Here is a 19,863-nt window from a genome sequence, read left to right on the forward strand (position 1 = left end):
TATGTGGTTTACAAAAGCTTTTGCGGTAGCTATCACAAAAAGAACAAACAAAATTTGTGGTTTTATTTAACCTGAATGTAACTTTTATAAAACAAAGTGATTCGAAAATTATTTATAGTCGAATTTATTGGAATCATAAAAGGTGATGACGTGACAGAAGAACAACGCTTTGACCAGCGCATCGCGCAGGAGACGGCCATCGAACCGCAGGACTGGATGCCGGAAGCCTACCGCAAAACGCTGATCCGCCAGATTGGTCAGCATGCGCATTCGGAAATCGTCGGCATGCTGCCGGAGGGCAACTGGATAACTCGCGCGCCAACCCTGCGCCGCAAAGCGATTCTGCTGGCGAAAGTGCAGGATGAAGCCGGGCACGGTCTGTACCTCTACAGCGCCGCTGAAACCCTCGGCTGCGCCCGCGAAGATCTGTATCAGAAGATGCTCGACGGCAAGATGAAGTACTCCTCCATCTTCAACTACCCGACTCTGAGCTGGGCGGACATCGGCGTAATCGGCTGGCTGGTGGACGGCGCGGCCATCGTCAATCAGGTGGCGCTGTGCCGTACCTCCTACGGACCCTATGCCCGGGCGATGGTCAAGATCTGCAAAGAGGAGAGCTTTCATCAGCGCCAGGGATTCGAAGCCTGCATGGCGCTGGCGCAGGGTAGCGACGCGCAGCGGCAGATGCTGCAGGACGCCATCAACCGTTTCTGGTGGCCGGCGCTGATGATGTTCGGTCCGAACGACGATAACTCGCCAAACAGCGCCCGCAGCATGGCGTGGAAAATCAAGCGTCACTCCAACGATGAGCTGCGCCAGCGCTTTGTCGATAACACCATTCCGCAGGTGGAAATCCTCGGCATGACCGTACCCGACCCGGATTTACAGCGGGATGAAGCCACCGGCCACTACCGCTTTGGCGCCATCGACTGGCAGGAATTTAACGAGGTCATTGCCGGACGCGGGATCTGCAACCACGAACGTCTGGCCGCTAAACGCAAGGCGTGGGAAGAGGGCGCATGGGTGCGGGAAGCCGCGCTGGCGCATGCGCAAAAACAGCAGGCTCGCGACGCCGCATAAGGAGAAGAAAGATGAGCAATAACTATTGGCCTTTATATGAAGTGTTCGTTCGCAGCAAACAGGGACTGTCGCACCGCCACGTCGGCAGTCTGCACGCCGCCGATGACCAGATGGCGCTGGAAAACGCCCGCGATGCCTATACCCGCCGCAGCGAAGGCTGTTCGATTTGGGTGGTGAAGGCCAGCGAAATCGTTGCCTCGCAGCCTGAAGAGCGCGGTGAATTTTTCGATCCGGCGGAGAGCAAAGTCTATCGCCATCCCACCTTCTACACCGTGCCCGACGGCATGGAACATATGTGAGGCGACGATGAAAAACAATAACCCCGTTGCAGCTTATGCTCTGCGCCTCGGCGATAACGGCCTGGTGCTGGCCCAGCGTCTGGGCGAGTGGTGCGGCCACGCGCCGGAGCTGGAGATCGATCTGGCGCTGGCCAATATCGGTCTCGACCTGCTGGGGCAGGCGCGCAATTTCCTCAGCTATGCCGCTGAACTGGCTGGCAGCGGCGATGAAGACACCCTGGCCTTTGGCCGCGACGAGCGTCAGTTTCGCAATTTGCTGCTGGCGGAGCAGCCCAACGGCAACTTTGCCGACACCCTTGCTCGCCAGTTTTTTATCGATGTCTGGCACGTAGCGCTGTTCAGCCGCCTGGTCGGCAGTCGCGATACGCAGCTCGCCGCCATCGCCGCCAAAGCGTTAAAAGAAGTGCGCTACCACCAGCGCTTTAGCCGTGGCTGGCTGGAGCGCCTGGGCAACGGCACGGCGCTTTCGGCGCAGAGAATGCAAAGCGCAGTCGATAATCTGTGGCGCTTTACCGGCGAGCTGTTCCAGGCCGATGAGCTGGAGATTGAGCTGAGCGCGCAGGGCATCGCCGTCGACCCACGCGAACTGCAGGGCGAATGGCAGAGTGCGGTACATACGGCGCTGATCGACTCCGGTTTACAGATCCCGCAAGAAGCGGCCTTCCGCAGCGGCGGTAAACAGGGGCTGCACAGCGAGCATCTCGGGCCGCTGCTGGCGGAGATGCAGTATTTACAGCGCGCGTATCCCGGCCAGCAGTGGTAGCAGGAGGTGGTTATGCAACGTCTGGTTGATATCGCTCCCCCGGAGATCCACGCCGTCTGGGAGGTATTAAGCGCCATTCCCGACCCGGAAGTTCCGGTGTTGACGATTACCGACCTCGGCATGGTGCGCAGCGTGGATCGCCGCGGCGATGGCTGGGTGATTGGCTTTACGCCAACCTACTCGGGCTGCCCGGCGACCGAACATCTGTTGGGAGAAATCCGCGCGGCAATGACGGAAAACGGCTACGCGCCGGTGCATATCGTGCTGCAGCTGGACCCGCCGTGGACTACTGACTGGATGGGGCCGGAGGCGCGTGAACGTCTGCGCCAATACGGCATCAGTCCGCCGCAGGGTCATGCCTGCCATGCCCATATGCCGGAGGAGGTGGTCTGCCCGCGCTGCGCCAGCCGCCATACCTCGCTGATTAGCGAATTCGGTTCCACGGCCTGCAAAGCGCTGTATCGCTGCGACAGCTGCCGGGAACCCTTTGATTACTTTAAATGTATTTGAGGTTGCGATGACGACATTTCATTCGCTTACCGTGGCGAAAGTGGAGCCGGAAACCCGCGATGCGGTCACCATCACCTTTGCCATTCCCGACGCGCTGCGAAACGCATACGCCTTCCGTCCGGGCCAGCATCTGACATTAAAAGCCCGCCTTGGCGGGGAAGAGCTGCGTCGCTGCTACTCCATTTGCCGCAGCCGCACGCCGGGGGAAATCAGCGTTGCGGTCAAGGCCATCGACGGCGGACGCTTCTCACGCTATGCCCAGAACGACATTCAACAAGGGATGGCGTTGGAGGTGATGGTGCCGCAGGGCCACTTTGGCTACCAGCCGCAGGCCGGGCGCAGCGCGGACTACCTGGCGATTGCCGCTGGCTCAGGTATTACGCCGATGATGGCGATTATCGACGCCACCCTCGCCACCGAACTCGACAGCCGTTTCACCCTGATTTACGGCAACCGCAGCAGCCACAGCATGATGTTCCGCCAGGCGCTGGCCGACCTGAAAGACCGCTATCCGCAACGCCTGCAGGTGGTGCATCTGTTCAGCCAGGAGGCGATGGACAGCGATCTGCTGCAGGGGCGCATCAATGGCGACAAGCTACGCGCGCTGGCCGCCCGTCTGCTGGATTTCAGCCGCTTTGAGCGCGCCTTTGTCTGCGGGCCGGCGGCGATGATGGATGAAGCGGAGATGACCCTGCGCGAACTGGGCATACCGGAGAAAGCGATTCATCTGGAGCGCTTTAATACCCCGGGCAGCAGCGTCAAGCGGGCCACCGGCGTCCAGGCGGAGGGGCGCACGGTCACAATCCGTCAGGACGGCCGCGACAGAACCATCGCCCTCAGCGCAGAGGATGACAGCATCCTTGACGCCGCGCTACGCCAGGGGGCGGATCTGCCGTTTGCCTGCAAAGGCGGAGTCTGCGCTACCTGTAAATGCAAAGTCCTGCGCGGCGAGGTAGCGATGGCTGCTAACTACGGCCTCGAAGCCGACGAAGTGGCGGCAGGTTACGTGCTGAGCTGCCAGTCGCTGCCCACCAGCGGCGATGTGATCGTCGATTTCGACGCGCGGGGGATGGCATGAGCGAACTGTTAATTGCTCGCCACGCGCGCGTCCTCCAGCTGACGCTTAATCGCCCGCAGGCGCGCAACGCGCTGAATAACGCGCTGCTGACGCAAATTGCCGACGTGCTCGACGCGGCGGCGCTGGACCCGACGGTCGGCGTCTGCGTCATTAGCGGTAATCAACGCTTTTTTGCCGCAGGGGCTGACCTGAACGAAATGGCGGAAAAAGATCTGCCTGCCACCCTCGATGATATTCGACCGCGGCTGTGGGCGCGTATCGACGCCTTCAACAAACCGCTGATCGCCTCGGTAAACGGCTATGCCCTCGGCGCCGGATGCGAACTGGCGCTGCTCTGCGACCTGATAGTCGCCGGCGATAACGCCCGTTTTGGCCTGCCGGAAATTACCCTCGGTATTATGCCGGGCGCGGGCGGGACCCAGCGCCTGATCCGCAGCGTCGGTAAAGCGCTGGCCAGCCGGATGATATTGAGCGGCGAAAGCATCGATGCCAGGCAGGCGCTGCGGGCGGGGCTGGTAAGCGAGGTTTATCCGCCAGCGCTCACCGATGAATATGCACTCGGTTTGGCAGCAACCGTGGCCCGCCACTCGCCGCTGGCGCTGCACGCGGCTAAACAGGCCTTACGGTTGTCGCAGGAGGTCAGCCTACAGGCCGGGATTCAGCAGGAACGCCAGTTATTTACTTTGCTGAGCGCGACTGAAGACCGTCGCGAAGGCATCGACGCCTTTCTCCATAAACGTACTGCGGAATTTAAAGGACGCTAATCGTGGAAGCTTTCATTCTCAGCGAAACAGAACAGGGCGTGATGACGATTACCCTTAATCGCCCGGACCGACTGAACAGTTTTAACGACCTGATGCACCAGCAGCTGGCGGCGTGCCTGAAACAGGCCGAACGCGACGACAGCATACGCTGCCTGCTGGTGACCGGTGCGGGGCGCGGTTTTTGCGCCGGGCAGGATTTAAATGACCGTAACGTCGACCCCAGCGGGCCGGCGCCGGATCTCGGGCTCTCGGTTGAGCGTTTCTATAACCCGCTGGTGCGCCGTCTGGCGGCGCTGCCGAAGCCGGTAATTTGTGCGGTGAACGGGGTAGCGGCGGGTGCGGGAGCTACGCTGGCGCTGGGCTGCGATATCGTGCTGGCGGCGCGTTCGGCGAAATTCGTGATGGCGTTCAGCAAGCTTGGTCTGGTGCCGGACTGCGGCGGCAGCTGGTTTCTGCCGCGCGTGGCGGGACGGGCGAGGGCGATGGGGCTGGCGCTGCTGGGCGATAGCCTGAGCGCAGAGCAGGCCGCACAGTGGGGGATGATCTGGCAGGTGGTGGACGATGCCGAGCTGAAAGACACCGGCCTGGCGCTGGCCCGCCATCTGGCCGCCCAGCCAACTTATGGCCTCGGTCTGATTAAGAAGGCGCTTCAGCTTGCGGAAACCCAGACTCTGGATCAGCAGCTCGATCTTGAACGCGATTATCAGCGCCTGGCCGGACGCAGCGCCGACTATCGCGAAGGCGTCAGCGCCTTCCTCGCGAAGCGTCCACCTCAATTCAGCGGGAAATAGCCGATGAGCAAAACGTTACCTACCGTTGCGGTAATAGGCAGCGGCACCATGGGCGCCGGCATTGCCGAGGTGGCCGCCGCCGCCGGGCATCCGGTACTGATTTTCGACATCGATCCTGAGGCGGTGGTTCGCGCCATCGACGGTATTGGTCAACGTCTGACCTCCCGCGTCAGCCGCGGCAAGCTGGCGGCTGGCCAGGCTGAGGCGCTGCTGACGCGTCTGTCTCCGGCTGAGGATCTGAGCGCTTTAGCCCGCACGGAGCTGGTTATTGAAGCTGCCTCCGAGCGCCTGGACGTGAAAAAAGCGCTGTTCAAACAGCTGGCTGAAATCTGCTCCCCGTCAACGCTGCTAGTCAGCAACACGTCGTCGATATCGATCACCGCTATCGCCGCTGGAGTCGCGCACCCTGAGCGGGTTGCCGGGCTGCACTTCTTTAACCCGGCCCCGGTGATGAAGCTGGTCGAAGTGGTCAGCGGCCTGGCGACCTCGGCGGAAGTCGTTGAACAGCTCTGCCAGCGGGTCTGCGCCTGGGGAAAACAGCCGGTTCGCTGCCGTTCGACGCCCGGTTTTATCGTCAACCGCGTGGCGCGTCCTTTTTATGCCGAAGCGTGGCGAGCGCTGGAGGAGCAGGTTGCCGCGCCGGAGGTGATTGACGCCGCTCTGCGCGACGGCGGCGGTTTTCCCATGGGGCCGCTGGCGTTGACCGACCTGATAGGCCAGGACGTTAACTTTGCGGTGACCTGTTCGGTGTTTAACGCCTTCTGGCAGGACCGCCGCTATCTGCCATCGCTGCTGCAGCAGGAGCTGGTTCTGGCCGGACGGCTGGGCAAAAAGAGCGGGCAGGGGGTCTACTGCTGGCCTGGCGAAGCGCAGCCTGAGCTGGCGCTGGCCACCGTATCAGCAGAACGCGCAGCAAAGTGCATAAAAAGTGACGTTGTCACCGAGCTGGACGAGGTGCTGCTGCTGGAAACGACCGGTGAAACCGCCCTGGCATTGAGCATCCAGCACGGCCGTCCGGTGGTGGTCTACGACCATAGCGCGGGCGAAACGGTGGTGCTGGCCAGCGCGGAAACGACCTCACAGGCGGCGACCGACAAAGCCATTTTCTATTTTCAGCAGCAGGGCAAAAAGGTGCTGCAGATCGCCGACTATCCAGGGCTGCTGGTGTGGCGCACGGTGGCGATGCTGGTTAACGAAGCGCTGGATGCGCTGCAAAAAGGCGTTGCCGGCGCCGAGGATATTGATACCGCCATGCGCCTGGGCGTTAACTACCCGCGCGGTCCGCTGGCGTGGGGGGAATCACTTGGCTGGGGCCGGGTACTGCGGCTGCTGGAGAACCTACAACAGCACTACGGCGAGGAGCGCTATCGGCCCTGTTCCCTGCTGCGTCAGAAGGCGCTGATGGAGAAACATCATGAGCAATGAAGCCTGGCGTAACGCCCGCGCGATGTATGAGAACGATAACTGCGCGCAAGCGCTGGGTATCAAGATTATCGAGATGGATGACGGCTACGCGCAGATGTCCATGGCGGTTACCGCGAACATGCTCAATGGCCATCATACCTGCCACGGCGGGCAGCTGTTTTCGCTCGCCGATACCGCCTTCGCTTACGCCTGCAACAGCCAGGGGCTGGCGGCGGTCGCGTCGGCGGCGAGCATCGATTTTCTGCGCCCGGCCTTTGTCGGTGAGCTGCTGACCGCGACGGCGAGAGTCAAGCATCAGGGCAAGCTGACCGGGGTCTATGACATCGAAATTGTCAATCAACAGCAAAAAGTTGTTGCCTTGTTTCGCGGTAAATCGCACCGCATCGGCGGCACAATCACAGGAGAAGTCTGATGCGCGACGCTTATATTTGTGACGGGATCCGCACGCCGATTGGCCGCTACGGCGGGGCGCTGGCCAGCGTGCGCGCCGATGACCTGGCCGCCATCCCGCTGCGCGAGCTACTGAGCCGTAACCCTAAGTTCGACCCGGCATCGATTGATGATGTGATTCTCGGCTGCGCCAACCAGGCCGGTGAAGACAACCGTAACGTGGCCCATATGGCGACGCTATTGGCGGGCTATCCCCACAGCGTACCCGGTACCACCATTAACCGCCTGTGCGGCTCCGGTCTGGACGCCATCGGCTTCGCGGCCCGCGCCATCAAAGCCGGAGAGGCGGATCTGATGATCGCCGGCGGCGTTGAGTCCATGTCGCGGGCGCCGTTCGTGATGGGGAAGGCCAGCGCCCCGTATCAGCGCCAGGCCGAGCTGTTTGATACCACCATCGGCTGGCGTTTTGTGAACCCGCTCATGCAGCGGCAATTTGGCACTGACAGCATGCCGGAAACGGCGGAGAATGTAGCTGAATTGTTAAATATCAGCCGCGCCGATCAGGACGCTTTCGCTTTCCGCAGCCAGCAGCGGACGGCGCAGGCTCAGCGCGACGGTATTCTGGCGCAGGAGATCGTGCCGGTCGACATTATCGGCCGGAAAGGGGCGGTAAACGTCGTGCGTGACGACGAGCATCCGCGAGCGGACACCACCATTGAACAGCTTTCGCGGCTAAAAACGCCGTTCCGCCAGGGCGGCGTAGTGACCGCGGGAAATGCCTCCGGCGTCAACGACGGCGCCGCGGCGCTGATTATCGCAAGCTCGCAGCAGGCCATCGTCCAGGGGCTGACGCCCCGGGCGCGCATTGTGGCCATGGCGACGGCGGGCGTCGAGCCGAAATTTATGGGGCTGGGGCCGGTTCCGGCGGTACGTAAAGCGCTGGAACGCGCCGGGCTGAACATTAACGACATGGACTTGATTGAGCTGAATGAAGCCTTTGCCGCTCAGGCGTTGGGCGTGCTCAGACAGCTGGGGCTGGCGGACGATGCCCCCCATGTTAATCCCAACGGCGGCGCCATCGCCTTAGGCCATCCGTTGGGAATGAGCGGCGCCCGGCTGGCATTAAGCGCCAGCCTGGAGCTGCAGCGCCGCAGCGGGCGCTATGCGCTGTGTACGATGTGTATTGGCGTGGGTCAGGGCATTGCCATGATCCTTGAGCGAGTGTGAGCGAATCTACCTGCGAGTACCCTACAAAATGACAACGATAACTCAATTAGACCCGATTGAAACCGCATCGCGCGACGAGCTACAGGCCCTGCAAACCCAGCGTCTGAAGTGGACCCTTAAGCATGCGTATGAGAACGTGCCGATGTATCGCCGTAAATTTGATGCGGCGGGCGTTCATCCTGACGATTTTCACGAACTGAGCGATCTGAGTAAGTTTCCCTGTACCACCAAACAGGATCTGCGCGACAACTATCCGTTTGATACTTTTGCGGTGCCGATGGAGCAGGTGGTGCGCATCCATGCGTCTTCGGGCACCACCGGCAAGCCGACGGTGGTGGGCTATACGCAAAACGATATTGATAACTGGGCCAATATTGTCGCACGCTCCCTGCGCGCGGCGGGCGGGACGGCGAAAGACAAAATTCATGTTGCCTATGGTTACGGGCTATTTACCGGCGGTCTCGGCGCTCACTACGGCGCGGAGCGTTTAGGCGCGACGGTCATTCCCATGTCCGGCGGGCAAACCGAAAAACAAGCTCAGCTAATCCGCGATTTTCAGCCGGATATGATCATGGTCACTCCGTCCTATTGTCTGAACCTGATTGAAGAGCTGGAACGCCAGATGGGCGGCGACGCCAGCGGCTGCTCCCTGCGGGTGGGCGTGTTCGGCGCGGAGCCGTGGACCCATGCGATGCGGGCGGAAATCGAGCGCCGACTGGGTATTTCGGCGCTGGATATCTACGGTCTGTCGGAGGTGATGGGGCCGGGGGTGGCGATGGAGTGTCTGGAGACCGCCGACGGTCCGACGATCTGGGAAGACCATTTCTACCCTGAAGTGGTGAATCCGGACAACGGTACGCCGCTGACGGACGGCGAACACGGCGAGCTGCTGTTCACTACCCTGACCAAAGAAGCGCTGCCGGTGATCCGCTATCGCACCCGCGACCTGACGCGTCTGCTGCCGGGCACCGCCCGTACCATGCGTCGGATGGATCGCATTAGCGGACGCAGCGACGATATGCTGATTATTCGCGGCGTAAACGTCTTCCCGTCGCAGCTGGAAGAGGAGATCCTCAAGTTCGAACATCTGGCACCGCACTATCAGCTGGAAGTTAATCGCCGGGGCCATCTTGATTCACTTTCGGTGCGCGTGGAGCTAAAAGAGAGCGGTCTGGCGCTGAACCACGAGCAGCGCTGTCAGATTTGCCATCAGTTGCGTCATCGGATCAAGTCGATGGTGGGGATCTCGACCGATATCAGCATCGTCAACTGCGGTAGCATCCCGCGTTCCGAGGGCAAGGCCTGTCGCGTGTTCGACCTGCGCAAGGTTGCCGCTAACGGATAACGTTTTCTCCCGGAGGCGGCGCATTGCGCCTGTCCGGGCTACACGACGACACAACTCCCTGGCCCGGACAGGGGTAGCCCGGATAAGGCGCATGCGCCGCGACTCGGGGAGTGTGCCGGGATTGATGTATCAGCTCGTCCTCTTCCCGGCTTGCGCTGCGCTTAGCCGGGCTACATGTTCATCGCCGTCTGCGGGCCGGTAGCCCGGACAGGTGCGCCAGCACCGCCTCCGGGATTTCCTGTGCTATGATTCAAAAAGGACAAAAATAACAACAGAATGAATCAGATGAGTAAACTCGATACCTTTATTCAACAGGCCACGGAAACGATGCCCATCAGTGGAACCTCGCTTATTGCTTCTTTATACGGCGACGCCTTGCTCCAACGCGGTGGGGAGGTCTGGCTCGGCAGCGTAGCGGCGCTGCTGGAAGGACTGGGCTTCGGCGAACGATTCGTGCGTACTGCGCTGTTCCGCCTGAATAAAGAAGAGTGGCTTGACGTGGTGCGCATTGGCCGCCGAAGCTTCTACCGTCTCAGCGACAAAGGTCTGCGCTTGACTCGCCGCGCCGAACATAAAATCTATCGCGCCAGCGCCCCGGAATGGGACGGCACCTGGCTACTGCTACTGTCGGAAGGGCTTGAGAAGAGCACGCTGGCGGAGGTCAAAAAACAGCTGCTGTGGCAGGGATTTGGCGCGCTGGCGCCGAGCCTGCTGGCTTCACCGTCGCAAAAGCTGGCGGATGTGCAATCTCTGCTGCACGACGCGGGCGTGGCGGAAAATGTCATCTGCTTCGAAGCCCACTCCCCGCTGGCGCTCTCCCGGGCGGCGCTGCGCGCCCGCGTTGAAGAGTGCTGGCATCTCACCGAACAGAACGCGATGTATGAGACGTTTATCAATTTGTTTCGTCCTCTGCTGCCGCTGCTTCGCGACTGCGAGCCCGCAGAACTGACGCCCGAACGCTGCTTTCACATTCAACTACTGCTGATTCACTTCTACCGCCGGGTAGTGCTTAAGGATCCGCTACTGCCCGAAGAACTGCTCCCTGCACACTGGGCCGGGCAAACCGCGCGCCAGCTGTGCATCAATATTTATCAACGCGTTACGCCCGGCGCGCTGGCGTTTGTCGGCGAGAAGGGCGAAAGCTCGGTGGGGGAACTTCCCGCGCCGGGGCCGCTCTATTTCCAGCGTTTCGGCGGATTGTCGGGCGTATAAGGAGGCACCATGCCCATTTATCAGATTGACGGTATGACGCCGGTTGTACCGGACGAGAGCTATGTTCATCCCACCGCCGTGCTGATTGGCGACGTGATCCTCGGCAAAGGGGTCTACGTCGGGCCTAACGCCAGCCTGCGCGGCGATTTTGGCCGTATCGTGGTGAAAGATGGCGCTAACATCCAGGACAATTGCGTGATGCACGGTTTTCCCGGCCAGGATACGGTCGTGGAGGAGGAGGGACATATCGGCCACGGCGCGATTCTGCACGGCTGTACCATCGGCCGCAACGCGCTGGTGGGGATGAGCGCGGTGATTATTGACGGTGCCAGGATTGGGGAGAATAGCATTGTCGGCGCCTCAGCGTTTGTGAAAGCCAACGCCGAAATGCCCGCCAACCATCTGATTGTCGGCAGTCCGGCCAAAGCCATCCGCGCGTTAAGCGAACAGGAGCTGGCCTGGAAAAAGCAGGGAACGCGGGAGTATCAGATGCTGGTGGAGCGCTGCAAGCAGACGCTGCATCAGGTGGAACCGCTAAAAGAAGCCGAGCCGGACAGAAAGCGTCTCGTCTTTGACGAGAATTTACGGCCAAAGTCATCGTCCTGAGGGGAAAACATGGCAGAAAAATTATCCGCTCAATGCCACTGCGGCGCGGTGGCGTTTACCGTTGAACTCAGCGATGGCTTCAACACCGCTCGACGCTGCAACTGTTCATTTTGCCGGATGCGGGGAGCGGTTACGGTCTCCGCGCCGCTTTCAGGAATCGATATCTTACGCGGGCGGGAGAAGCTCACGGAGTATCGCTTTAACACCGGTGAAGCCGTGCACTTTTTCTGCTCGGTATGCGGGATTTACACTTTCCATCAGCGGCGTTCAAATCCGCAGCAGTACGGGGTGAATGTGGCGTGCATTGCAGGCGTGTCGCCCTTCGATTTTCCCTGCTTAGAGGTCAACGATGGCGTGAATCATCCGAAAGATGGCGGCGGGGGCGTGGTGGGGTATTTGCGCTACGAGAAAAAGTGAAACTCTCCTCCCGCCGGGAAGCAGGAGGAGGCAAACCTTATGCGGCAACGACGCTGTCGATAGCGGCTTTCGCATCAGACTGCGCTTTCGCGGCGACTTCCGGACCGTAAGCGATGCCTTCAGCAAAGACGAAGTTCACGTCGGTGATGCCGATAAAACCGAGGAAAGTAGAGAGATACGGGGTCACCAGATCGGTCGGGGTATCTTTATGGATACCGCCGCGGCTGGTGACGACCACCGCACGTTTTCCTTTTACCAGACCTTCTGGCCCTTTCTCGGTGTAGCGGAAGGTGACGCCAGCGCGAGCCACCAGGTCGAAGTAGTTTTTCAGCTGAGTCGGAATGTTGAAGTTGTACATCGGCGCCGCAATAACAATCACATCGTTCGCCTGCAGTTCAGCGATCAGTTCGTCGGACAGCGCCAGCGCTTCCTGCTGACGCGGCGTCAGCGGCGCATCGCTCGGACGCAGGGCGCCAACCAGCTCGCCGTCCAGTACCGGGATCGGATTTGCAGCCAGGTCGCGCACGGTAATAACGTCTTGCGCGTGTTTTTCACGCCATTGTTCAACAAAATAGTCGGACAGCTGACCAGATTGCGAGTACCCTGCCAGAATACTGGATTTGAGAACTAATACTTTGCTCATGGGTGTTTCCTTTTTTAATGTGATTGACGGGCCTGTGCCCTGGTGCTTGATGACACTGTATTCACAATCATGTCACAGAGAAAGCGCAATAAATCGAACTCTGTATTCAGTTTTTTTGAACAAGGCACGAAATGCGCGGATGTGGTACTCTAGCGCAATATTTCATAAGAGATTTTTCCCGGCAGTGCACTGCCCGATAACGCTATGACAGAACAACAAAAATTCACCTTCTCACAGCTCTTTACGCAGCTGGATGGCCTGATGCTGCGCGATAAGTCGCGCTTTGCCCGTCGCCTGCACGGCGTGAAGAAGGTTAAAAATCCTGATGCCCAACAGGCCATTCTGCAGGAGATGGCGCAAGAAATTGAACAGGCGGCAGGGAGAGTCCTGCTGCGCGAAGCCGCGCGGCCAGCGATTTCCTATCCGGATAACCTGCCGGTTAGCCAGAAAAAACAAGCGATCCTCGAAGCCGTGCGCGATCACCAGGTGGTGATTGTGGCGGGGGAAACCGGGTCGGGGAAAACCACCCAGTTGCCGAAAATTTGCATGGAGCTGGGACGCGGCGTTAAAGGCTTAATCGGCCATACCCAGCCGCGTCGTCTGGCCGCGCGTACCGTTGCCAACCGTATTGCCGAGGAGCTGCAAACGGAACCAGGCGGCTGCATCGGTTACAAAGTTCGCTTCAGCGACCACGTCAGCGACAATACGATGGTTAAGCTGATGACCGACGGTATTCTGCTGGCGGAAATCCAGCAGGATCGGCTACTGATGCAGTACGACACCATCATCATCGATGAAGCGCACGAACGCAGCCTGAATATCGACTTCCTGCTCGGCTATTTGCGGGAACTGCTGCCGCGTCGCCCGGATCTGAAAATCATCATTACCTCAGCGACCATCGACCCGGAACGCTTCTCGCGCCACTTTAACAACGCGCCGATTATCGAAGTGTCCGGACGAACCTTCCCGGTTGAGGTGCGCTATCGGCCCATCGTTGAGGACGCCGATGACACCGAACGCGATCAACTGCAGGCGATCTTTGACGCCGTTGACGAGCTGGGACGTGAAAGCGCTGGCGATATCCTCATTTTTATGAGCGGCGAGCGGGAAATTCGCGATACCGCCGATGCGCTTAACAAGCTGAATCTGCGCCACACCGAGGTGCTGCCGCTGTATGCGCGGCTCTCCAATAGCGAGCAGAACCGCGTGTTCCAGGCCCATAGCGGGCGGCGAATTGTGCTGGCGACCAACGTCGCGGAAACCTCGCTGACCGTACCGGGCATTAAGTACGTTATCGACCCCGGTACCGCGCGCATCAGCCGCTACAGCTTCCGGACCAAAGTGCAGCGTCTGCCGATTGAGCCGGTTTCTCAGGCGTCGGCCAACCAGCGTAAAGGCCGCTGCGGCCGCGTATCTGACGGGATCTGCATTCGTCTTTATTCAGAAGACGACTTCCTGTCGCGCCCGGAATTTACCGATCCGGAGATTCTGCGCACCAACCTGGCGTCGGTTATCCTGCAAATGACCGCGCTCGGACTCGGCGATATTGCCGCTTTCCCGTTCGTTGAAGCGCCGGATAAACGCAATATTCAGGACGGCGTGCGTCTGCTGGAAGAGCTGGGGGCGATTACCACTGACGAACAGCAGACCGCCTATAAGCTGACGCCGATGGGGCGCCAGCTCAGCCAGCTGCCGGTGGACCCGCGTCTGGCGCGAATGGTGCTGGAGGCGCAAAAACACGGCTGCGTGCGCGAGGCGATGATTATCACCTCGGCGCTCTCTATTCAGGACCCGCGCGAGCGGCCAATGGATAAGCAGCAGGCTTCCGATGAGAAGCATCGCCGCTTCCACGATAAAGAGTCCGACTTCATGGCGTTCGTCAACCTGTGGAACTACCTGGGCGAGCAGCAAAAAGCGCTCTCCTCGAACCAGTTCCGCCGCCAGTGCCGGGTCGATTTTCTCAACTACCTGCGCGTGCGCGAGTGGCAGGATATCTACACTCAGCTGCGTCAGGTCGTTAAAGAGCTCGGCCTGCCGGTGAATAGCGAACCGGCAGAGTATCGCGAAATTCACACCGCGCTGCTGACCGGTTTGCTGTCGCACATTGGTATGAAAGATACCGATAAGCAGGAATACACTGGCGCGCGCAACGCTCGCTTCTCTATCTTCCCCGGCTCCGGACTGTTTAAAAAGCCGCCGAAATGGACGATGGTCGCCGAGCTGGTGGAAACCAGCCGCCTGTGGGGGCGTATCGCCGCACGCATAGAGCCGGAATGGGTCGAGCCGGTCGCTCAGCACTTGCTCAAACGTTCTTACAGCGAACCGCACTGGGAGCGCGCGCAGGGCGCGGTGATGGCGACGGAGAAGGTCACCGTTTACGGTCTGCCTATCGTCGCGGCCCGTAAGGTCAACTACAGCCAGATTGACCCGGCGCTGTGCCGCGAACTGTTTATCCGCCATGCGCTGGTGGAGGGCGACTGGCAGACCCGCCACGCCTTCTTCCGTGACAACCTGAAGCTGCGCAACGAGATTGAAGAGCTGGAGCATAAGTCGCGCCGCCGCGATATTCTTGTCGACGACGAAACGCTGTTTGAGTTCTACGACCAGCGCATCAGCCATGACGTCATCTCCGCTCGCCACTTCGATAAATGGTGGAAGCAGGCCAGTCGCGAGACGCCGGATTTGCTTAACTTTGAAAAAAGTATGCTGATTAAAGAAGGCGCGGAGCAGGTCAGTAAGCTGGACTATCCGAACTTCTGGCACCAGGGCAATCTGAAGCTGCGTTTGACCTATCAGTTCGAGCCGGGCGCAGATGCCGACGGCGTGACGGTGCATATTCCGCTGCCGCTGCTCAACCAGGTGGAAGAGGCAGGGTTTGAGTGGCAGATCCCCGGTCTGCGCCGGGAGCTGATTATCGCCCTGATTAAATCGCTGCCGAAGCCGGTGCGCCGCAATTTTGTCCCGGCGCCAAACTACGCGGAAGCGTTTCTCGGCCGCGCGACGCCGCTGGAGCTGCCGCTGCTGGATTCCCTTGAGCGCGAACTGCGGCGGATGACCGGCGTGACTATTGACCGCGAGGCCTGGCAGTGGGATCAGGTGCCCGATCACCTGAAAATCACTTTCCGGGTGGTGGACGACAAAAATAAGAAGCTACAGGAAGGGCGCTCGCTGCAGGACCTGAAAGATGCCCTGAAAGGCAAGGTACAGGAGACGCTGTCCGCAGTCGCCGATGACGGTATAGAGCAGAGCGGGCTACATATCTGGAGCTTTGGCCGCCTGCCGGAGAGCTACGAGCAGAAGCGCGGCAACTATAAAGTTAAGGCCTGGCCGGCTCTGGTGGACGAACGCGACAGCGTGGCCATCAAGCTGTTTGATAATCAGCTCGAGCAGCAGCAGGAGATGTGGCGCGGCCTGCGCCGCCTGCTGCTGTTGAATATCCCATCGCCGATTAAATATCTGCATGAGAAGCTGCCGAATAAAGCCAAGCTGGGGCTCTATTTCAACCCCTACGGCAAGGTGCTGGATCTGATCGATGACTGTATCTCCTGCGGCGTCGATAAGCTGATCGATGAAGCGGGTGGCCCGGTTTGGAGCGAGGAGGGCTTTACCGCGCTGCATGAAAAAGTGCGCGCTGAGCTCAACGAGACGGTGGTGGAAATCGCCAAACAGGTTGAGCAGATCCTGACCGCGGTGTTCAACATCAATAAACGCCTGAAAGGTCGCGTCGATATGACCATGGCGCTGGGGCTGTCGGATATTAAATCGCAGATGAGTGGGCTGGTGTATCGCGGCTTCGTCACCGGCAACGGCTTCCGCCGCCTGGGCGATACGCTGCGCTATCTGCAGGCGATTGAAAAACGGCTGGAGAAAATGGCGATCGACCCGCACCGCGACCGCGTGCAGATGCTGAAGGTGGAGAGCGTGCAGCAGGCGTGGCAGCAGTGGCTGAATAAGCTACCGCCCAATCGTCGCCAGGATGAGGACGTGCAGGAGATTCGCTGGATGATTGAAGAGCTGCGCGTCAGCCTGTTCGCCCAGCAGCTCGGCACGCCTTATCCGATTTCCGACAAGCGGGTGCTGCAGGCAATGGAGCAGATTACGGCCTGAGCCGCTGCATTCCCCGGCGGCGCAGGCTGCCGGGGAAAGCTGTTGGCGTCAGGCGTTCACCCACGCGAGGGTGAACCCGTCCCAACCTTTGCTGCCCACGGTTTGCAGGGCCGTTACCGTCAGGCGCGGGTCGCTGCCCATCATCGCAATAAACTCCCTGACGCCCTGAACGCGGTCATCTGCGCTATGCGGATCGGTCACTTCGCCGTCGCGCACCACGTTATCGCCAATGATCAGCGTCCCCGGGCGAGAGTAGCGCAAAGCCCAGCGCAGATAGTTTGGGTTATTCGGCTTATCCGCATCGATAAAGATCAGATCAAACGGCGGATGGTCGCCCAGCTTCTCCAGCGTGGCCAGCGCCGGGCCTTCCCGCACCTCAACGAGCTTATCCACGCCCGCCATGCGCAGGTTCTCGCGCGCCACGGCGGCATGGTGCGCATCGGCCTCCAGGGTGACTAATTCGCCATCGGCAGGCAATTCCCGGGCCATCCAGATGGTGCTGTAGCCGCCGAGCGTGCCAATCTCGAGGATGCGTCTGGCGCCCGTCATGCGCACCAGCAGGGCCAGAAACTGCCCCTGATTGGCGGCAACATCGATGGCCGGAAGCCCGGCGCGCTGGTTATTTTCCAGAACCTGGTTGAGCAAGGGATCGTTGGGGATTAACGCTTCCACCAGATAATTATCTACTGCCGACCACTGTTGTTGCATGTCAGATTTCCCGTATTACATCCCTGATGAATCAGACCAGCCGCCTCCCAGCGACCGGTACAAATCGACTTGCGCCAGCAGCATATTGTTTTTCACCTGCACCACGCTGAGCTGGGTGGAAAACAGCGTACGCTGGGCGTCCAGGACGTCAAGATAGGATGAGTAGCCGTTGCGATAACGGTTTTGGGCAATGCGCAGCGTCTCCCGGGCTACGTCCTCCTGGGCCTGCAGCTCCGTCAGCTGCTCCCCGTAGCGGCCGATAGCATCAAGGCTGTCATTGACCTCCTTAAACGCGCCGCGCACCGTTTTTTCGTAGCTATACAACGCCTGATTGCGCTGGGCCATCGACACGTCTACCTGGGCATTCAGCGCCTGGCGGTTGAGCAGCGGCGCCAGGATGCTGCCACCAAGGCTCCATAAGCGTAGCGGATTATCCAGCAGGTCGGGCAGAGTGCGATCCTGCATGCTGCCGGTGGCGGTAAGGTTGATGGACGGCAGCAGCTGCGCCTGCGATGACGCCAGCGTGGCGTCGGCGGCCACCAGCTGACGCTGAGCCTGAACGATATCCGGGCGGCGATTGAGCAGGGTTGACGGCAGCTGGGACGGTAGCGACAGCGGCGTCAGCTGGGCAAAGGCGTTGCGCTTAACGGCGCCAGGATTAGCGCCGAGCAGCAGGCTGAGCGCGTTTTCCTGCTGGGCGATTTGGTGTCGCAGCGACGGAATTTGCGCCCGCGTCGAGCGCAGTTCGGAATCCGCCTGCATCAGTTCGAGGCGCGATGTATAGCCGGTCTCGAACTGACGTTTCGCCAGATTAAAGGCATCTTCCCGCGCTTTGAGCGTTTGTTGCGTTACCCGCAGCTGTTCGTCCAGCGAGAGCAGAGTGACATAGCCTGTCGCCACCGAAGAGGCGACGGTCAGGTTCGCCGCGGCGGCGGCGGCTTTTTGCGCCGCCAGACTGGCCTCCGCCGCGCTGGCGGCGCTGCGGTTAGCGCCCCAGATATCAACATCGTAGCTGGCGGTTAGCGCGCCTTTATACACCGTACTGTGGATCGGCAGACCGGTGGCGGCCGACTGCGACCGCGCGCGGGTACCGGTCAGTCCGGCGTCTAGTGAAGGAAAGAGGCTGCTGTCGGCGGCGTAGACCCGCGCCTGGTACTCGTTGACCCGTTCGCGGGCAATCAGCACGTCGCTGTTGTAGCGTAGCGCCTGGTCGACGTATTGATTAAGCATACTGTCGTGAAAATTGCGCCACCACACGCCCTCGACCGGGCTGGCGGGGCCGATATCCGCGCGCCAGGCGGCGGGAATATGCAGCGTCGGCGCGGTCTGTGGGATATCAGCTGACTGGCAGCCAACCAGCGCAAGAATAACGGCGAGGGTGAGCGGACGAATCATCGCGTCTCCTCCCCGCGGGTGTCGATGGTGACCTGCACCGACATCCCCGGCCGCAGGCGCTGGCTGTTTTTCTGCCCCTCATCCACGGCGATGCGTACCGGAATGCGCTGGGCAATTTTGACGAAGTTGCCGGTGGCGTTGTCCGGCGAAATGGCGCTGAACTCAACCCCGGTGGCCGGGGAGATGCTCTGCACCGTACCGGTGAATTTCTCGCTGTTCAGCGCATCAACGGTAAAGGTTACCGGCTGCCCGACGCGGACCTCCGCCAGCTGCGTCTCTTTGAGGTTAGCGATCAGCCAGTGCTGCGGCGGTACCAGCGAGGTCAAATGCGTCCCGGCGGTCACGTAGGCGCCAAGGCGCACTGATATTTGCCCCAGCTGACCATCGGCGGGGGCGATAATGCGGGTATTCTGGAGGTCGATCTGCGCCAGTTCCAGCGCGGCCCTCGCACTGGCGACGTCGGCCAGCAGCGAATCCCGATTAACCATTGTCGATTGCAGATCCTGGCGCGACATTTCCAGCGTCGCTTTGGCCTGCTCGATATCCGCAGTCCCCTGCGCCGCGCTGGCGCGGGCGGAATCGCGTTCGCGGATCGAGAGCGAACCGTCGGCGGTCAGCTCCTGAACGCGTTTTAAATCCGCCTGGGTTTTCAGACTTTGCGCGCGGGCGTTTTGCAGCGCCGCTTCGTTACGTACGATGACCGCCTCGGCGCTTTTGCGCTGCTGCAGATTGTTCTTGAGCGCCGCCTCTTTCATCGCCAGCGTGGCTTCCGCCTGATGTACGCGCTGTTTATAGATGCGATCGTCGATCTGAAACAGCACATCGCCGGCTTTCACCTGATTAAAATCCTGAACCTTGACCTCGGTAATATAGCCATTGACCTGCGGGCTGATAAACGTGGTTTGCCCGCGAACGTAGGCGTTATCGGTAAACTGGCTTTGCCGGGTAAACGGCGGCAGCTGCCAGGCGTAAAGAATAACCAGAACGCCGACAATACCAATTGCCGCGGCGGTAAAAATAGATACCACGCGAATATTATTACGGGTGTTGGCCTGTTGTTTGGCCGCATCCTGCTGACTCATAATGACTCCAGAGTAAAAATT

19 protein-coding genes are annotated in these 19,863 nt (G+C 60.2%); 15 read left to right on the forward strand and 4 right to left on the reverse strand.

Annotation, left to right across the window (positions count from 1 at the left end):
- Positions 1 to 150: 150 nt before the first annotated feature.
- The 14 genes from paaA to ABLV12_RS16760 all read left to right on the forward strand — a co-directional run bounded on the left by paaA (position 151) and on the right by ABLV12_RS16760 (position 11,907).
- Positions 151 to 1,080 carry a 1,2-phenylacetyl-CoA epoxidase subunit PaaA gene (paaA, locus tag ABLV12_RS16695; protein ID WP_004101678.1) on the forward strand — a complete coding sequence of 310 codons (930 nt, stop codon included), beginning with the start codon at positions 151 to 153 and terminating at the stop codon, positions 1,078 to 1,080.
- 11 nt (positions 1,081 to 1,091) lie between these two features.
- Positions 1,092 to 1,379, forward strand: coding sequence for a 1,2-phenylacetyl-CoA epoxidase subunit PaaB (gene paaB, locus ABLV12_RS16700; RefSeq protein WP_004101679.1), 288 nt, complete (start codon positions 1,092 to 1,094; stop codon positions 1,377 to 1,379).
- A gap of 7 nt (positions 1,380 to 1,386) precedes the next feature.
- Positions 1,387 to 2,142 (forward strand): 1,2-phenylacetyl-CoA epoxidase subunit PaaC, encoded by a 756-nt coding sequence (gene paaC, locus ABLV12_RS16705; RefSeq protein WP_004112675.1) that lies wholly within the window; start codon positions 1,387 to 1,389, stop codon positions 2,140 to 2,142.
- Positions 2,143 to 2,154: 12 nt separating this feature from the next.
- Positions 2,155 to 2,652 (forward strand): 1,2-phenylacetyl-CoA epoxidase subunit PaaD, encoded by a 498-nt coding sequence (gene paaD, locus ABLV12_RS16710; protein WP_004101681.1) that lies wholly within the window; start codon positions 2,155 to 2,157, stop codon positions 2,650 to 2,652.
- A 7-nt stretch (positions 2,653 to 2,659) separates the two neighbouring features.
- Entirely contained in the window at positions 2,660 to 3,730 is a 1,071-nt protein-coding gene (gene paaE, locus ABLV12_RS16715; RefSeq protein WP_070557545.1) for a 1,2-phenylacetyl-CoA epoxidase subunit PaaE, read from the forward strand.
- Positions 3,727 to 4,494: a 2,3-dehydroadipyl-CoA hydratase PaaF gene (gene paaF, locus ABLV12_RS16720; RefSeq protein ID WP_004112681.1), complete on the forward strand. Its 768-nt coding sequence runs from the start codon at positions 3,727 to 3,729 to the stop codon at positions 4,492 to 4,494. The genes paaE and paaF overlap by 4 nt, the downstream gene beginning before the upstream one ends.
- A 2-nt stretch (positions 4,495 to 4,496) precedes the next feature.
- Positions 4,497 to 5,285, forward strand: coding sequence for a 2-(1,2-epoxy-1,2-dihydrophenyl)acetyl-CoA isomerase PaaG (gene paaG / locus ABLV12_RS16725; protein WP_004101686.1), 789 nt, complete (start codon positions 4,497 to 4,499; stop codon positions 5,283 to 5,285).
- A gap of 3 nt (positions 5,286 to 5,288) precedes the next feature.
- A complete protein-coding gene (locus tag ABLV12_RS16730; RefSeq protein ID WP_348867175.1) occupies positions 5,289 to 6,710 on the forward strand; it encodes a 3-hydroxyacyl-CoA dehydrogenase in 1,422 nt (473 codons plus the stop codon).
- Positions 6,700 to 7,122, forward strand: coding sequence for a hydroxyphenylacetyl-CoA thioesterase PaaI (gene paaI, locus ABLV12_RS16735; RefSeq protein WP_004101689.1), 423 nt, complete (start codon positions 6,700 to 6,702; stop codon positions 7,120 to 7,122). Before ABLV12_RS16730 ends, paaI begins: the two co-directional genes overlap by 11 nt.
- Entirely contained in the window at positions 7,122 to 8,327 is a 1,206-nt protein-coding gene (gene pcaF / locus ABLV12_RS16740) for a 3-oxoadipyl-CoA thiolase (RefSeq protein ID WP_004101691.1), read from the forward strand. The genes paaI and pcaF overlap by 1 nt, the downstream gene beginning before the upstream one ends.
- Positions 8,328 to 8,355: 28 nt before the next feature.
- Complete coding sequence (paaK, locus tag ABLV12_RS16745; protein WP_004101693.1) at positions 8,356 to 9,672, forward strand: phenylacetate--CoA ligase PaaK; 1,317 nt, start codon at positions 8,356 to 8,358, stop codon at positions 9,670 to 9,672.
- A 285-nt stretch (positions 9,673 to 9,957) separates the two neighbouring features.
- On the forward strand, positions 9,958 to 10,884 hold the full coding sequence (gene paaX, locus ABLV12_RS16750; protein WP_187107325.1) for a phenylacetic acid degradation operon negative regulatory protein PaaX: 927 nt from the start codon (positions 9,958 to 9,960) through the stop codon (positions 10,882 to 10,884).
- A 9-nt stretch (positions 10,885 to 10,893) separates the two neighbouring features.
- On the forward strand, positions 10,894 to 11,490 hold the full coding sequence (gene paaY, locus ABLV12_RS16755; protein ID WP_004101697.1) for a phenylacetic acid degradation protein PaaY: 597 nt from the start codon (positions 10,894 to 10,896) through the stop codon (positions 11,488 to 11,490).
- A gap of 9 nt (positions 11,491 to 11,499) precedes the next feature.
- Positions 11,500 to 11,907, forward strand: a complete 408-nt coding sequence (locus ABLV12_RS16760; RefSeq protein WP_004101699.1) for a GFA family protein — start codon at positions 11,500 to 11,502, stop codon at positions 11,905 to 11,907.
- Between the two features lie 37 nt (positions 11,908 to 11,944).
- On the opposite strand, the gene azoR is transcribed toward ABLV12_RS16760, so the two are convergent.
- Positions 11,945 to 12,550 (reverse strand): FMN-dependent NADH-azoreductase, encoded by a 606-nt coding sequence (gene azoR, locus ABLV12_RS16765; RefSeq protein ID WP_004101701.1) that lies wholly within the window; start codon positions 12,548 to 12,550, stop codon positions 11,945 to 11,947.
- Positions 12,551 to 12,754: 204 nt separating this feature from the next.
- Here azoR and hrpA point away from each other — a divergent pair, with 204 nt between their 5' ends.
- Entirely contained in the window at positions 12,755 to 16,657 is a 3,903-nt protein-coding gene (hrpA, locus tag ABLV12_RS16770) for an ATP-dependent RNA helicase HrpA (RefSeq protein WP_064396117.1), read from the forward strand.
- Positions 16,658 to 16,705: 48 nt separating this feature from the next.
- Here the strand turns inward: hrpA and ABLV12_RS16775 are convergent, their stop codons facing one another.
- From ABLV12_RS16775 to ABLV12_RS16785, 3 genes are read right to left on the reverse strand one after another with little or no spacing between them, the layout of a single operon-like run.
- Positions 16,706 to 17,365, reverse strand: coding sequence for an O-methyltransferase (locus ABLV12_RS16775; RefSeq protein ID WP_004101705.1), 660 nt, complete (start codon positions 17,363 to 17,365; stop codon positions 16,706 to 16,708).
- 15 nt (positions 17,366 to 17,380) lie between these two features.
- Positions 17,381 to 18,760: an efflux transporter outer membrane subunit gene (locus tag ABLV12_RS16780; protein ID WP_348867176.1), complete on the reverse strand. Its 1,380-nt coding sequence runs from the start codon at positions 18,758 to 18,760 to the stop codon at positions 17,381 to 17,383.
- Positions 18,757 to 19,842, reverse strand: a complete 1,086-nt coding sequence (locus ABLV12_RS16785; RefSeq protein WP_017145979.1) for an HlyD family secretion protein — start codon at positions 19,840 to 19,842, stop codon at positions 18,757 to 18,759. Before ABLV12_RS16785 ends, ABLV12_RS16780 begins: the two co-directional genes overlap by 4 nt.
- Positions 19,843 to 19,863: the final 21 nt, after the last annotated feature.

Source organism: Klebsiella sp. CN_Kp100 (assembly GCF_040065315.1).
Taxonomy (GTDB): domain Bacteria; phylum Pseudomonadota; class Gammaproteobacteria; order Enterobacterales; family Enterobacteriaceae; genus Klebsiella; species Klebsiella oxytoca.

Bases quoted from the DNA above. Each gene is read 5' to 3' on its own strand.
- paaB (WP_004101679.1), top strand. From the start codon at position 1,092: ATGAGCAATAACTATTGGCCTTTATATGAAGTGTTCGTTCGCAGCAAA.
- paaC (WP_004112675.1), top strand. From the start codon at position 1,387: ATGAAAAACAATAACCCCGTTGCAGCTTATGCTCTGCGCCTCGGCGAT.
- paaD (WP_004101681.1), top strand. From the start codon at position 2,155: ATGCAACGTCTGGTTGATATCGCTCCCCCGGAGATCCACGCCGTCTGG.
- paaE (WP_070557545.1), top strand. From the start codon at position 2,660: ATGACGACATTTCATTCGCTTACCGTGGCGAAAGTGGAGCCGGAAACC.
- paaF (WP_004112681.1), top strand. From the start codon at position 3,727: ATGAGCGAACTGTTAATTGCTCGCCACGCGCGCGTCCTCCAGCTGACG.
- ABLV12_RS16730 (WP_348867175.1), top strand. From the start codon at position 5,289: ATGAGCAAAACGTTACCTACCGTTGCGGTAATAGGCAGCGGCACCATG.
- paaI (WP_004101689.1), top strand. From the start codon at position 6,700: ATGAGCAATGAAGCCTGGCGTAACGCCCGCGCGATGTATGAGAACGAT.
- pcaF (WP_004101691.1), top strand. From the start codon at position 7,122: ATGCGCGACGCTTATATTTGTGACGGGATCCGCACGCCGATTGGCCGC.
- paaK (WP_004101693.1), top strand. From the start codon at position 8,356: ATGACAACGATAACTCAATTAGACCCGATTGAAACCGCATCGCGCGAC.
- paaX (WP_187107325.1), top strand. From the start codon at position 9,958: ATGAGTAAACTCGATACCTTTATTCAACAGGCCACGGAAACGATGCCC.
- paaY (WP_004101697.1), top strand. From the start codon at position 10,894: ATGCCCATTTATCAGATTGACGGTATGACGCCGGTTGTACCGGACGAG.
- ABLV12_RS16760 (WP_004101699.1), top strand. From the start codon at position 11,500: ATGGCAGAAAAATTATCCGCTCAATGCCACTGCGGCGCGGTGGCGTTT.
- azoR (WP_004101701.1), bottom strand. From the start codon at position 12,550: ATGAGCAAAGTATTAGTTCTCAAATCCAGTATTCTGGCAGGGTACTCG.
- hrpA (WP_064396117.1), top strand. From the start codon at position 12,755: ATGACAGAACAACAAAAATTCACCTTCTCACAGCTCTTTACGCAGCTG.
- ABLV12_RS16775 (WP_004101705.1), bottom strand. From the start codon at position 17,365: ATGCAACAACAGTGGTCGGCAGTAGATAATTATCTGGTGGAAGCGTTA.
- ABLV12_RS16780 (WP_348867176.1), bottom strand. From the start codon at position 18,760: ATGATTCGTCCGCTCACCCTCGCCGTTATTCTTGCGCTGGTTGGCTGC.
- ABLV12_RS16785 (WP_017145979.1), bottom strand. From the start codon at position 19,842: ATGAGTCAGCAGGATGCGGCCAAACAACAGGCCAACACCCGTAATAAT.